Here is a 12,360-nt window from a genome sequence, read left to right as displayed (position 1 = left end):
TTCTTTGCCGTTTCCCCGTGCAGGGGTAAATGCACGCCATCAGTCAACCGGACCAGCCCAGGACTGCCGCTGCTGGCTGCGCAGATACTTCATTACCCGTCTTCTTTTGCCTGCCGTTCCGGGTCTCATATCCCATGCATTTGTTCTCCCTCTCCGGTCAGGCTGTCCATCACGGCGGAGTCCTAGATGCTCTGGCGGCTCATTCTCCGAAGGAAAGAGTGCGCGACAGGCTTTCCTTGGCTGATCATCCGTGCAGCGTTTGAAGAGAGCCAGCCGCCGGTGGATCCCAACTCGAGTAGCCAGGGGGCGGTGTAACGTGAGTGGCGGAGAGAATCCGGGGGGATCAGAGCAGGGGGCTCATGAAGAACATCAGCCGCTCCAGTACTCGCGCCGGCTTGCTGCGCTGCGCCCAGCGCTCGGGGTCCAGGCGCTCGCTGGAGGTCTCGTAGCCGTCCAGCAGGGCACGCACTTCCTGGCAGCTGTCGGGGGCGAAGATGGCTACGGTCAGCTCGAAGTTGAGTTGAAAGCTGCGGATATCCAGATTCACACTACCGACCAGTGCCAGTTGCTCGTCCATCAGCATTGCCTTGGTATGCAGCAATCCCCCATCGAACAACAGAATCTCCACTCCCGCTTCCAGCAGGGTGTCGAAATAGGATCGGCTCGCCCATCCGACCATCAGCGAATCGTTTTTCCTTGGTACCAGTATCTTGACCTGAACGCCTCTGGCTGCAGCCTGGCACAGGGCATCCAGTACCGACTGAGAGGGGACGAAATAGGGGGTACTGACGGTGATGTTGTGATTCGCACGATAGATGCTGGTCAAAACGGCTTCGTTGATCAGGTCGCCCATTCCGGGACCGGAAGGAATGATGGACAGCCAGTGACGTCTTTGCCCATCGGCGGCCGGCAATGTGGGGAATACGCGTACTCCCGTCTCCACCTCCCAATCCCAGGCAAACACCTTGGCAAGCCCAGCAGCCGCTTCTCCTTCCAGTCGCAACATCATGTCGACCCATTGGCCTACACGTGCTTCGACCTTGAAGTGGGCCGGGTCAGCAATATTCATCGAGCCGGTGTAGGCAATGCTGTCATCTATCACTACCAGCTTGCGGTGCATGCGCAGATCGATTCTCTGCACCAGGGTCCGGTACAGGCGTACAGGGAGCGCTGCAACGACTTCTATTCCCGCTTCACGCATCGCTCGACATGACCTGGAACGGAAGAAACGGCGACTGCCGGCGTGATCGATCAGCAGGCGAACAGTGACGCCTCGGTTGCGGGCGTTGATCAGGGCGCTGGTGAGTCGCTCCACATACCCATAGGGATGCCAGATATAGGTTTCCAGAACAATGCTGCGCCGGGCCTGATGAACGTCCCTTATCAGGCGTTCGAAGATATCCTCGGGCGTTCTGAGAATATGCATCGCTCCGTAGTTCAAAGCCCCGATGCCTACCTGAGTCGTCATCAGGCTGTTGATTGCCTCGGTCAGTTCGCCGCCGGGCAGGGCATCCTTGTTGTCGTGGAATTGTGTGGTGAGATTGGTCAGATAGGGCTCGATCATGGTGTTGGCTCTGGCGGCACGTTTGCGCCCCAGGTTCAGCTCGCCAAACAGCAGGTACAGTATCGCTCCCACAATGGGGACTATATAGATGATCAACAGCCAGGCCAGTGTGACGCTGACTGGTCGGCGCAGGGCGATGATTCTCAACGTGACCGCAGCCGTTACCAGCCAGTAGAGCCCGGCCCAGAGCCAGCCAACAATGCTGTGCAGGTAATCCATGGTGGCCCCGTTTCAGAAGGGTTACAGGCAGTTGTCCGGTTTCGGCAATCCGGCGATCTTGCTGGCAAGTTTTGCCGGACTACCCGGAAAGAGTTTGAGCAGGTACATGCTGTTACCCTTGTCCGCGCCAAGCTCCTGGCCAATGTATTTCACCAGCGGACGCATCGCTGGCGATAGCTGATACTGGGCGTGGAAGCGTCGCAATGCGTGGATCACATCGTAATGCTCGGGCGTCAGTGTCAGCCCCTCAGACTCCGCCAGTGCTTCGGCCACGGCTTCAGACCAGTCGTCCAGATCCCGCAGGAACCCGTCCTTGTCCAGCTCGATCGAACGGCCGTCTACCAGCAGCGCGGTCACCAGCTCACCACCTTGGTACGCTCCACGCAGAGCTCCACCATCATCGCGTGAGTTATTACCTGGGTTCGCCCAGGCAGATCATCCAGGGCCAGGCCGCGTGCCTGCAGGTCCACATCCAGAGCGTACAGCGCAATGCTTGCTGGCAGATATTCCAGCGAGTCCCGTGTAGCTGTGCCAGGCAACAGGCCATAGACTGCTTCCTCTATCAGCAGCAGTGCCTGACCTGCGTTGATCGAGCGCAGGCAGCTCGCAAATCGGGTCTCAGCGTGGGGCGAGTGTCGGAGAATATGCAGCATGATCGGATTCGCCTCCTCGGCTCAGAGCGTCAGAACCTGGTCGTAATGTTCAATGAGGGCAGCAATTTCCGCGTTGTTCAGGACCCGGGCGTCCAGCATGCAGCGATTTGCCTGTATTCCACGGTCGCCCAGCGAATGCTGGCAGACCAGCACATCCTCAACACCATACAGCGGAAGTGCCTGCAAGTTGGCCGCCAAGGATTTCTGGGCAATCTGCGCGGCATCCTGCCCCTTGATCAGCTGAAATACGCCGTCATCCATGAACAGAATGCCGCAAGGGACCCCAAAAGCCGCGGCTGACAGCGCTACGTCCAGGGCTTCGCGGGCCTGGGGACGGGCAGGCGAGTGACGGCTGATTACCAAGAGGCTCTTCATGATCAGGTCCCGAATGTAACGGCGCGATCAGCAGACTGCAGGGCATCAACCCATTGGCCCAGCCCGGAAAGTTCCCACGGCCCAGCCGTATTGGCTGCAGGACGGTTCCAGCGCTCGGCTTCGGCTGGGTTCAAAACCCCTCGGCGTAAGGCGGCTGCGATGCAGACTACCGCGTCCAGATGGTTATCCTGAATGAACTGGCGCCATTCTGCACCAATATCCTTTTCATCCTGGGGTACGACATTGAGCTGTGACGCTACCAGTACGCCGTCCCGATAGAAGAACAGGCGACTGATCCGGTGACCGGCTGCCAGAACGGCGCGGGAGAACTCCAATGCGCTCCGGGCGGCGGGGTCCTGAGGGCCAGCAAGCAGGGCGATAGCAAAATCCATTGATTGCACCGATCAGAAAACAAGGAGGCCCGCCAGTTGGCGAGCCTCCGGATTATAGCGAAAGTCGCTGGCTCAATCGCTGCTGAACACACCCAGCAACTGCAGCAGACTGAGGAAGAGGTTATAGATGGAGACGAACAAGGTCACTGTGGCCAGGATGTAGTTGTCCTCACCGCCATGGATGATGGCACTGGTCTGATACAGGATCACTGCCGAAGAGAACAGCACGAAGCCAGCGGAGATGGCCAGTTGCAGGCCGCTCATCTGCACGAAGAAGCTGGCCACAACGGCGCACAGCAGAACTACAAATCCAGCCAGAATGAAGCCAGACAGGAAGCTGAAGTCCTTGCGGGTCATGATGGCGTAGGCCGACAGACCGAAGAACACCAGGGCGGTCATGCCCAATGCCATGGTAACCAGTTGGGCACCGTTGTTCAGCGACAGGTAGAAGTTGAGCAGCGGGCCAAGGGTGTAGCCCATGAAGCCGGTCAGCGCGAAAGTCAGCACCAGACCCCAGCCGGAATTGCGGGCCTTGTGGATGCCGAACAGCAATCCATAGAAGCCGACCAGTGTGATGATCAGACCGGGATGGCGGAGATTGAGCGTCATGGAGATGAAGGCGACGACGGCGCTGAAGGCCAGCGTCATTGCCAGCAGGGAGTAGGTGTTGCGAAACAGCTTGCTTACTTCTGCTTCATTTACACCGGCCTGTTGCAACGTGGTATGACGTTCTTGCATTTGCATGGTTGTAGGCTCCAGTAGTTGTAATGCAGATGATCCTTTCATGTCTTGGATCATACTAGTTAACCTTGGACAATCAAAACATCCAATTCTCAAAAACGTTACCTGATGCGTCATTATCCCATTGACTGCGAACCAGTTTCCGGTAGTATTGCCGGCCGTGGAGGGATGGCAGAGCGGTTGAATGCACCGGTCTTGAAAACCGGCAAGGGTTAACGCCCTTCCAGGGTTCGAATCCCTGTCCCTCCGCCACTTTATATCCCCAAGGCCCCGTATATCGGGGCCTTGTTGTTTATGGGGTGGTGTGGACCATACTCGGGCCCATACTTTGGCTTGGCTCTGATCAGTCCTTTCTCGGATCTAGGTACTGGCCGCACTGCCTCTCTAGGGTGATCAGACGCTCAATGATGGCGGGTCGTTTAAGTCCATGCGCTTCCGCCAGGTCATCCAGCGCTTTGATTGTGGTGTTAGGAAGCATCACATTCATTTGGCTTTTTCCAGTATTCCGTTCCCTATATTTTTGCTTGTTCCAGCTGCCTCTGACAGAGGCGATGATGTTCCTCACTTCCAGCGGGCGGAGCTCTGCCTCGTCGAAAAAAATGAGGAGGTTTTCGAGGGTGGCGCTGTCAGCAAGCCTAGCGTTCCTGGTAATACCAACTTTTGAGCGATTGTCGTCAATCCAGCGTATGGTGTGCTGCAGTTTCTGGATGGTTTCCTCGCCTGTCATCAGCCATCTGCATTGATCGGCTATTTTCTTCTTTTCTTCCCAGCCTTGCATGGTCTTAAAAATGAAGCTCTTCTTATCTGATAGCTTCACGTCCCAGTGATCCAGTTCAGCAATAATTAGGGTTCTTCCGTCCAGTCTTGGTAAGTCTTCAAGGGTCGGAACCTCTTTCATCTGGCTTTTAAGATACGTTAGCTGTCGATGATCGTCTTTGATCCAATCGATGTGTCGCTCGGGAAGCAGATTGCGGTCTTTTGTCCGTCTTATACGGTCTGCGTACCGGTGCGACAAGCTTTTAAGGTGGCTGTTCAACACCGGGATCATGCTGTCGCCATTACAGCTATCTGGCGTGAATTCTGCTCTCCAGTTCCTCTGCAAGCAAAGCCAAAGCCAAATAGCTTCCCGACGGCTGTGTGGATCGATGATCTCTTCTAACTCAATCGATTGATGGGAACCCTGGTCTTGTGAAGCCATAATTTTTCCTACTCCCAGCGCTATTTAGCGAAATCCTAGCATAGATGGAGGCTGATCTTAATCTCGTTCTACGGAGAAATAGGCCGGATTAAAGGGGGGTGATATCGCGGTTCTAGGAATCGTATAGTTTAGTCGCTTGGCTGTATAGCCCTATTCATAGGGCCTGAATGCTTAAATAGATAGGATTGGTAATCGGTTTTATAGGCCTGGGGGCTTTATAAGGGGGCGGGGCTGCAAGAGGCGGACGCCAGATAGCAACACATCTGCACAAAGAAAGGGTTGCTGATCGTGATGGCCTGGCTAAGAACACAGTTTCGATGCTTATTTCATCAAAGCGCGGTTAATGGTTGGCCTCAAAGGAGGCGACGCCCGTTCCTGTTCGTATACCTAGAGTGTCAGGGGTGCTCTGAAGGCTGCGCATGTATGCATTTAGATGTCAGGAGCCATGCCAGTGCGCTGGCTCGGCATCAGCTTCATCCACAGGAGAAATAAAACAAAACATAACACCTGCATGTTCTGAACCCACCAGAGGATGCAGATCATGAAACAAGGTTTTATTCGGAGAGAAGAAGTCACCACGCTGACGGGGCTGTCCCGGTCCACGATCTACAGATACATGGATAAGGGAATATTTCCACGACCGGTACCGCTGGGCGTGCGCAGCGTGGGCTGGGTTAAAGAAGAGGTCTTGGAGTGGCTTGCTAGTCGCATCCAAGTTCGGGATGAGCGATACGGGAGGATGTAATAGGAGCACCACGGCTTCGCGCCGTGGTGCTCCTATGCTGTCTGGGTGCTTTTTATCAGCTAACTCCCTTTACGAATTTCCTTCGCGCTCCTCATTGTTGCTGGGTTTCCCCGGGCATTGATTGAGGGTGTTGCCTCTCCGCTATCGGGTTTGGTTTATATACTGTGAGTGGTGATAGATATTACCTATAAGTGTATAGCGTGGCTGATCATCAAGTGAGTGGTACCAACATGGCTAATGAGGCCCGGAGGGTGTGAGGCGTAGGGGGTGGAGCAGCAGCTAGGGGCGCAAGTAAAAAAACATGCAAGCAGTGAGTGGTATGCACACAATAATTGGAGCATTCCATGAATATCAGCATCTACTCACATAAAAACCTTTCTCAGTCAGAAGCCGCTATCAAAATCGATGATTTCGTTGGGGAAGTCCTGCACAGCTCGGGATTTGCTTACGAGGATAAAGCAGCTCCGCATCAACGGGTGAATCCCAAGCTCGCTCACTACACTCGTTACCTTCGGGCGATGGTAGATGTATTCAACGGATGGGCTGACTACGATTTCAGCGAGCACTTGAATCTGTTCAATGACACGCGTCTTGAGATGGGGTTGGAAGATCTGGGGTCTCATTTTACCTGTCCGGCACCCGGTGGAAACTACGGCTTTCTGTCGCAAGAAGAGGCTGTCAATGTGCTGATTGAGCGTATGAGGGAGAATAGCACCAGCAGTCAGTACCTTCGAGGCAAGCGCGATCGAGCCTATGAATCCAGAAAGCAGTCCCAAGAGTTGGAGGAATACGTTGAAAATGTGATGGAGCGTTATGCGCGTACGTTGGTTGTCAGGGTCAACTTTTACTACAGGAATGTTAGCAAGCCATGGATTAAGGTCGAAGATGTGTTTGCAGACCGAAACCGGTTGGCCAGTCTGATTGGACGGGATCCTGCGTTTGAGCATTTGTCAGGATACATCTTGCGAATTGAACAAGCTGACAGGCAGGGCTTTCATGTGCATGGGGCATTTTTCTTCGATGCTTCCAAAGTTCAGAGCGAGGCCTATCGAGCGCAGCGTATTGGGGAGGTGTGGCAACGGGTCACCTCTGGGAAAGGGTATTGGCAGGACAGCGGCAGGGCGTGGGTAGCTAAGCATGGACGTGGGGAGCGTTGCACAACGGGCGTTTTCCGAAGGGCTGATGCATGCGCGTGCCGTCGGGTGGCCAGGTATATGACCTACCTAGCCAAGAGCAGTCAGTACCTGCGGATCAAGCCCGAGAATGGCCGAACCTACTCCACAGGAAGGTGGCCCAGTGGTCGGGGCTCATGACTGCTCCAGGCTAGAGGTGTCAGTTGTTACGGTAGGTGTCGAGGCCAGGTCTAATGCTTCCTTTTAACCTCTCCCTGGCCCGATATACCTGCCGTCCAGCTGCGCTCTATCAAAACTGAACACGTGTGAATACGGACTTTCTACACACCGACCAACCAGCGGTAGCCGGTGCTCAGGCTTGCCGCTCATCAGCACGACCCGGCCGTTGCAGATTGGGCAGTCGGCCGAGAATCGCACGAAGCGCGTCCATTGGTTGCCTTCATTGTCGCGGTGCATCTCCAGCTCAGCGGATTGCTCCGTCCAATGAAGGGTCATCAGCGGTGCTTTTACTACACGGTGGTCGACCAGCTGGATCCAGGGCTGGCACAGTTGAGACCAGATCATCCAGACTCCGCCGGCTACCAGAGTGATATTGAGCAGCTGGCCGAGAGTAATCCCGGATGAAGAGCGGCTAGCCCCGAATAGGCCGAGCAAGACCCAAAAAGCTAGTACCGCCACGGTCGAGATAATGCACGCCAGCAACCAATACCCGCGATGACTGCGATTCTTCAGCTCACCTTGGTAGAAGATTTGACGGAATAACCAAGAGGGCTTCACTTCTCCAGCAGGTGATCGCTGATAACGAACCTGCGTGCCGAGCTCAGGGGTCTCAGAATCCTCGAGTTCTTCCGCTGGCAGCGGCTCGACATCAAGCCAGTAAGTGCGCTGTTTACCAGCACCGCCTAGGGCATTGTCTGTTCGGATGACAGGTCTGCTTGCCAGTCCAGCAGCTCTCAGGCGAGAGCTGAGCTCATCCATCCTGTCTTCCAGATATTTCTCCAGCGTGTTGGCCGGCAACCAGCGGGCAGGAGATTGAGTGGCTCTGCTCTTCGCATCGACAAAATGGGTCATCAGTGTCGCCCGCTCGTAGGTTAGAGCTTCATCCCGACCACTATCGAGGGCCTTGATCTTGTCCTCAGCCATGAGCAAAAGAACCGCGTGGCCTTTACTGCTCGTCGGCTTCTTCCTGAGCTCTTCAGCCAGCAGTTGGTATACGTCACGCACTTCCACATTTCTCCCTGAAAAGCCCACCCGTACCCTTCGTGTAGGGTTCGGTGGATGTTCATACCGCATCATTGCGCAAAGCTTGAGCCGTCTTTATACCAGAGAGGTTCAAGCCATGAGTATGTTCTATGCCACTGCCCAAGATGGCCGGCTGCTGCACATTGATGATGCTGAACGTGGGTTGGCGTGCAGCTCCACCTGCCTGGAGTGTGGTGACCCAGTTGTCGCTAAGAAGGGGAAGCGTAACAGGCACCACTTTGCTCACAAGGGCGGAAAGGAGCCCTGTGCTATCCGGCCAGAAACGCTGCTGCACAAGCTGGGAAAGCAGGTCATTCTGGAAGGGATGGGACTGCAACTGCCTGCCTTACCCGGCAGCTATCAAAACACGCCAGGTTACGTTGGAGACCGAACCAGCTGGTGGGACTTCATCGAGGTAATGGAGGAGCAGACGCAGCAGGATTTTCGCCCTGATCTGGTAGCCAAGCTCAAGGATGGTACTCAGCTATTCATTGAAATCGCAGTGACCTCATTTGTGGGGGATCAGAAACAGAAGAAAATCGAGCGGCTTCAGGAGAAAACGGTCGAGCTTGATTTGCGATATCTACTTGGCATGTTGAGTAAGCCATATGGGGAGCTCTGCCAGCACATAATCCACGATACCCTTCATAAATCGTGGTTATACCCCATTCAGCCTGATTGTTACCCGCCGGACGTCTCCGTCGAAAATGACCCGACGCCGGTTCTGCACGCTCTTAAAGTTCCGCCCCCTCATCCGGATGCTGGCAAGCAGCAGCGTTTCACGGTGTTGGGTATGTGGGTGAGCGCCGTGCGTTTAGATTCCGGGGATCTGATGGTGCGCTCTTGGGTATATAACCCGCAGGTAGCAGAGCTTCTCAAAGGTTGGGCTCATGAGGTGGGCGGCAGCTATAGACGCAGGTACCGGAACTGGGCATACCCAGCCAGTGATGCGGAACTGATCCTTACGCGGCTTGAGCAGTTACATGAAGAAGGCTAAAGCATAATTTCGGTTTCTTCTGCGTACGTTATCCAGATGGATACACAATATATTGTGTCTTTATTTTTATTTCAGTATACATATTGCGGTTTTGGGCTTGACATCATTTTAGTGGCTCGCTATAAAGCCAGCTATGGGTAAAAAACGCCCATAAAAAAGCTCCGATCCCTCTATGAGAGGCCGGAGCTCCACGGTCTATCTGGCTTGCGTCTTGGAAAACTAAGACCAGAAGACTAACCCCAACGACTGCTAAGCAGAAACTGGGCTTGGGACTATATCGCGGCAATCGCGGCTTAAGCAAGCGTATTGCATCGGTTTGATCTGTCTCTCGGCCAGTTGCTGCTAGCAGTCTTGATAGTCGAGGTAGCTCATGGCTGCAAAGAAAAGCGGTAACGCCAAGCGAACCATACACCGGAGTTCCATCACTGGAAGGTTCGTTACCGAGAAAACGGTGCGGAGAAACCCGCGCACAACTCAAACCGAGAAACGTTGAGGTATCCCTATGTTGAAACAGTATTTTGTTAACACCCTTGCGCAGCCCAATGGTGATCACGAAGTCCATCGGGAGGGTTGCTCATGGATGCCATTGTCACGGCAGTCAGTTGGCTACCACGCCAGCTGCTACCCTGCAGTTCAGGCGGCAAGAATGTACTACTCCCGGGCTGACGGATGCGCACACTGCAGTCCTCAATGTCATACCCGCTGATCCTCTGATAGCCGGGTACTAGGAGGCAGGCCACATGTGTGGCCTGTTATTCATTCTTTTCGTTGCGCTTCAAGGTAAGTGTGGCGAGCTATAGAACCAGTTCATTCTCCCTGTTATCATCATTTTTAGCATGACTTTCCTGGCGATGCAGACAAGGACTTTGCTGAATGCTGATGACGACCCCGCAGGAAGCTTCACCCAACCAGCGCGAGCGCCTGTGGCAGATCGATTTTCTGGCCCGTTTCCGTGGGCAGGTCACCCGGCAGGATCTGGTAGAGCGCTTCGCCATTGCATTATCCAACGCCACCCGTGACTTCACGCTGTACCGTCAGCTGGCACCTCAGAACCTGGATTACGATCACAGCGATAAGGTTTATCGGCGAGCAGCGAGTTTCAAGCCGCTGTTTGCTTACGACCGGGAGCACACCCTGCAAACCCTCAGCCTGGGGCAGGGGGTTGGGCTGGAGCCATGCACTCAGACGATACTGGTTGATAACGCCACTGCGCTTAATCAGCCGGATCTGGATATCCTGGCTGCGGTGTCCCGCGCCATATATGGCGGACAGGCTCTGTGCATCAGCTACGTCTCAATCAGCAGCGGTGAAACCCGTCGAGAGATCGTTCCGCACAGCCTGGTCAACACTGGCTTGCGCTGGCATGTGCGTGCTTATTGCCGTACCCATGGGCAGTTCAGGGATTTTGTACTGACGCGGATTACCGCTATTCATACCACAGCTACCCCGATGGATAGGCAAACCGAATCCATTGACCGGGATCAGGACTGGCAACGCTTGGTGAAGCTGGAACTTGTTCCTCACCCCAGAGCGGCTTACGCTCGAGCGATAGAGCTCGATTACAGCCTGCAACCTGGCCAATCACTGCAGCTTACCGCCAGAGCAGCCACCGCTGCCTACTTGTTGCGGCGTTGGGGTGTGGATTGCAGTCTGGATGCACGCCTCAACCCGGATGAGTACCAGCTGGCTCTGTGCGACCCCCAGGGTGTCTCGCAGCAAGCCAATCTAGCAATTTCCCCCGGCTTTACCCTGGAGAATGATCGTTAATGAGCAGCACCGCTACACAGCAGAAACTGGGCTTCAAGTTTGGCCGCAATGGTGTGCACTCCAGCCGCACCATGATGCTGGCTGAGATCAGCGAGCTGTTCCATGGCCGTCCCGCAAGCGCAACCGCTGCCCAGTACAAAGAAGACATCGAATTCTTCAACGTCCTGCACAAGCCTACCGAGAAGTCCCGACAGCTTACCTGGCGTCACCTGGTGGACCTTTATGGGATGGATACCGGTATTCCGTTGTTCAGGGTCTTTCGCCGCCTGTGGGACAGCGATGAGTCCGCTCGAACCTTATTGGCTTGTCAGATGGGCCTGGCCCGAGACCCGCTGTTACGGATCTCCATGGACAAGATATTGCAGCTGACCCCGGGAGAGCGTTTGTCCAGGGAAGATATGGAGCAGGTCTTTGCCGAGCGGTGCCCTGATCGTTACAGCGCCGCAACCCTGAAGTCCATTGCTCAAAACGTCAACGGCACCTGGACTCATGCGGGCTATCTGGAAGGGCGCACCAAAAAGCATCGTAGCGAACCGGATATCCGTCCGGTGAATGTTGCCTTCGCTCTGTTTCTGGGGTATCTGCAGGGCGCAACCGGCAGTCGCCTGTTCAGTACTGAGTGGACCCGCGTTCTGTGTTGTCGTCAGGAGCGACTGCTGGAGCTTGCCCGACAAGCCAGTTACAGCGGCCTGTTGAATTTCAAACATTCCAGCGAGGTCGTGGAAATCACCTTTCCCGACTACCTGACCAGGGAAGAGGAGAGCTGGTTGCATGAGTAACAGACTCAATCGACTGCTGAAGAGCTACAGCAACCACATCAGCCTGCCGTGGATTACCGGCCTGGCCAACGAGCAGCGGGTGCTGTTTGCTGTTTACCACAAGGAAGACGAGCTGAAACTGCGCGCCCGGCTTGAAGAGTTCCGGCTGGCCACCGAGAGTGCCGGCCACCCCTGGTTGGAATTGGATATTACCCGCCTGTTCCCGGAATGGATGGCGCAGCAGAAATACCGAGAAGAATATTTCGAGGATCCCGACTCGCTCACCCCGAAATACAAAACCTTTGTCCGCCAGTCGGTGACTGCATTGGCCGAGCGCATAGAGGACCAGGCAGACAGCAATACGCTGGTTGCCCTGGTCGGCTGCGGCACCCTGTTCGGGTTTGCCTCGGTCTCCGATTTCGTCAAGCAACTGGCCGAGCATGTGTCAGGGCGTCTGTTGGTGTTGTTCCCCGGGGAATACGTCAACAACACCTACCGCCTGCTGGATGCCCGCGATGGTTGGGGCTATCAGGCTACCGCAATTACTGCAGACAACTGATTATCGGCAGTCGCTGC

At 55.1% G+C, this 12,360-nt stretch carries 14 protein-coding genes and 1 tRNA gene; 7 read left to right on the top strand and 8 right to left on the bottom strand.

Annotated features, from left to right (window positions below; all coding sequences use genetic code 11):
* Positions 1-343 precede the first annotated feature (343 nt).
* The 6 genes from cls to VF673_RS03375 form a co-directional block, all read right to left on the bottom strand.
* Entirely contained in the window at positions 344-1,783 is a 1,440-nt protein-coding gene (cls, locus tag VF673_RS03400) for a cardiolipin synthase (RefSeq protein ID WP_440290871.1), read from the bottom strand.
* Between the two features lie 21 nt (positions 1,784-1,804).
* Positions 1,805-2,140, bottom strand: coding sequence for a TusE/DsrC/DsvC family sulfur relay protein (locus tag VF673_RS03395; RefSeq protein WP_440290870.1), 336 nt, complete (start codon positions 2,138-2,140; stop codon positions 1,805-1,807).
* Positions 2,137-2,436 carry a sulfurtransferase complex subunit TusB gene (gene tusB, locus VF673_RS03390; RefSeq protein WP_440290869.1) on the bottom strand — a complete coding sequence of 100 codons (300 nt, stop codon included), beginning with the start codon at positions 2,434-2,436 and terminating at the stop codon, positions 2,137-2,139. The genes VF673_RS03395 and tusB overlap by 4 nt, the downstream gene beginning before the upstream one ends.
* A 21-nt stretch (positions 2,437-2,457) precedes the next feature.
* Positions 2,458-2,814 (bottom strand): sulfurtransferase complex subunit TusC, encoded by a 357-nt coding sequence (gene tusC / locus VF673_RS03385; protein WP_090539842.1) that lies wholly within the window; start codon positions 2,812-2,814, stop codon positions 2,458-2,460.
* Entirely contained in the window at positions 2,814-3,203 is a 390-nt protein-coding gene (gene tusD, locus VF673_RS03380; protein WP_440290868.1) for a sulfurtransferase complex subunit TusD, read from the bottom strand. Before tusD ends, tusC begins: the two co-directional genes overlap by 1 nt.
* Positions 3,204-3,275: 72 nt before the next feature.
* Complete coding sequence (locus VF673_RS03375) at positions 3,276-3,941, bottom strand: Bax inhibitor-1/YccA family protein (protein ID WP_090540083.1); 666 nt, start codon at positions 3,939-3,941, stop codon at positions 3,276-3,278.
* A 165-nt stretch (positions 3,942-4,106) separates the two neighbouring features.
* On the opposite strand from VF673_RS03375, the gene VF673_RS03370 reads away from it, so the two are divergent.
* Positions 4,107-4,196: transfer RNA gene (locus VF673_RS03370), tRNA-Ser, on the top strand.
* 91 nt (positions 4,197-4,287) lie between these two features.
* On the opposite strand, the gene VF673_RS03365 is transcribed toward VF673_RS03370, so the two are convergent.
* Positions 4,288-5,142 carry a hypothetical protein gene (locus tag VF673_RS03365; protein ID WP_440290867.1) on the bottom strand — a complete coding sequence of 285 codons (855 nt, stop codon included), beginning with the start codon at positions 5,140-5,142 and terminating at the stop codon, positions 4,288-4,290.
* Between the two features lie 532 nt (positions 5,143-5,674).
* Between VF673_RS03365 and VF673_RS03360 the strand changes: the two genes are divergently transcribed.
* Positions 5,675-5,887, top strand: a complete 213-nt coding sequence (locus tag VF673_RS03360; protein WP_440290866.1) for a helix-turn-helix transcriptional regulator — start codon at positions 5,675-5,677, stop codon at positions 5,885-5,887.
* A gap of 344 nt (positions 5,888-6,231) precedes the next feature.
* Entirely contained in the window at positions 6,232-7,200 is a 969-nt protein-coding gene (locus VF673_RS03355) for a hypothetical protein (protein ID WP_440290865.1), read from the top strand.
* A gap of 63 nt (positions 7,201-7,263) precedes the next feature.
* Here VF673_RS03355 and VF673_RS03350 read toward each other — a convergent pair whose 3' ends face one another.
* Positions 7,264-8,250, bottom strand: coding sequence for a hypothetical protein (locus tag VF673_RS03350; protein WP_440290864.1), 987 nt, complete (start codon positions 8,248-8,250; stop codon positions 7,264-7,266).
* 109 nt (positions 8,251-8,359) lie between these two features.
* Between VF673_RS03350 and VF673_RS03345 the strand changes: the two genes are divergently transcribed.
* The 4 genes from VF673_RS03345 to VF673_RS03330 all read left to right on the top strand — a co-directional run bounded on the left by VF673_RS03345 (position 8,360) and on the right by VF673_RS03330 (position 12,343).
* Positions 8,360-9,259, top strand: coding sequence for a hypothetical protein (locus tag VF673_RS03345; RefSeq protein ID WP_440290863.1), 900 nt, complete (start codon positions 8,360-8,362; stop codon positions 9,257-9,259).
* 873 nt (positions 9,260-10,132) lie between these two features.
* Positions 10,133-11,026: a WYL domain-containing protein gene (locus tag VF673_RS03340; protein WP_440290862.1), complete on the top strand. Its 894-nt coding sequence runs from the start codon at positions 10,133-10,135 to the stop codon at positions 11,024-11,026.
* Positions 11,026-11,805, top strand: coding sequence for a hypothetical protein (locus VF673_RS03335; protein WP_440290861.1), 780 nt, complete (start codon positions 11,026-11,028; stop codon positions 11,803-11,805). The genes VF673_RS03340 and VF673_RS03335 overlap by 1 nt, the downstream gene beginning before the upstream one ends.
* Positions 11,798-12,343 (top strand): BREX protein BrxB domain-containing protein, encoded by a 546-nt coding sequence (locus tag VF673_RS03330; RefSeq protein WP_440290860.1) that lies wholly within the window; start codon positions 11,798-11,800, stop codon positions 12,341-12,343. Before VF673_RS03335 ends, VF673_RS03330 begins: the two co-directional genes overlap by 8 nt.
* The last annotated feature ends 17 nt before the right edge of the window (positions 12,344-12,360 follow it).

This window comes from Halopseudomonas sp. Lyrl_26 (assembly GCF_051948695.1).
GTDB classification, from domain to species: domain Bacteria; phylum Pseudomonadota; class Gammaproteobacteria; order Pseudomonadales; family Pseudomonadaceae; genus Halopseudomonas; species Halopseudomonas formosensis.
Note: the sequence above shows the minus strand (reverse complement) of the source record. Positions and strands in the feature narration are given on the sequence as shown.

Bases quoted from the DNA above. Each gene is read 5' to 3' on its own strand.
- VF673_RS03365 (WP_440290867.1), bottom strand. From the start codon at position 5,142: ATGGCTTCACAAGACCAGGGTTCCCATCAATCGATTGAGTTAGAAGAG.
- VF673_RS03340 (WP_440290862.1), top strand. From the start codon at position 10,133: ATGCTGATGACGACCCCGCAGGAAGCTTCACCCAACCAGCGCGAGCGC.
- VF673_RS03330 (WP_440290860.1), top strand. From the start codon at position 11,798: ATGAGTAACAGACTCAATCGACTGCTGAAGAGCTACAGCAACCACATC.
- tusB (WP_440290869.1), bottom strand. From the start codon at position 2,436: ATGCTGCATATTCTCCGACACTCGCCCCACGCTGAGACCCGATTTGCG.
- tusD (WP_440290868.1), bottom strand. From the start codon at position 3,203: ATGGATTTTGCTATCGCCCTGCTTGCTGGCCCTCAGGACCCCGCCGCC.
- cls (WP_440290871.1), bottom strand. From the start codon at position 1,783: ATGGATTACCTGCACAGCATTGTTGGCTGGCTCTGGGCCGGGCTCTAC.
- VF673_RS03375 (WP_090540083.1), bottom strand. From the start codon at position 3,941: ATGCAAGAACGTCATACCACGTTGCAACAGGCCGGTGTAAATGAAGCA.
- VF673_RS03345 (WP_440290863.1), top strand. From the start codon at position 8,360: ATGAGTATGTTCTATGCCACTGCCCAAGATGGCCGGCTGCTGCACATT.
- VF673_RS03335 (WP_440290861.1), top strand. From the start codon at position 11,026: ATGAGCAGCACCGCTACACAGCAGAAACTGGGCTTCAAGTTTGGCCGC.
- VF673_RS03355 (WP_440290865.1), top strand. From the start codon at position 6,232: ATGAATATCAGCATCTACTCACATAAAAACCTTTCTCAGTCAGAAGCC.
- VF673_RS03360 (WP_440290866.1), top strand. From the start codon at position 5,675: ATGCAGATCATGAAACAAGGTTTTATTCGGAGAGAAGAAGTCACCACG.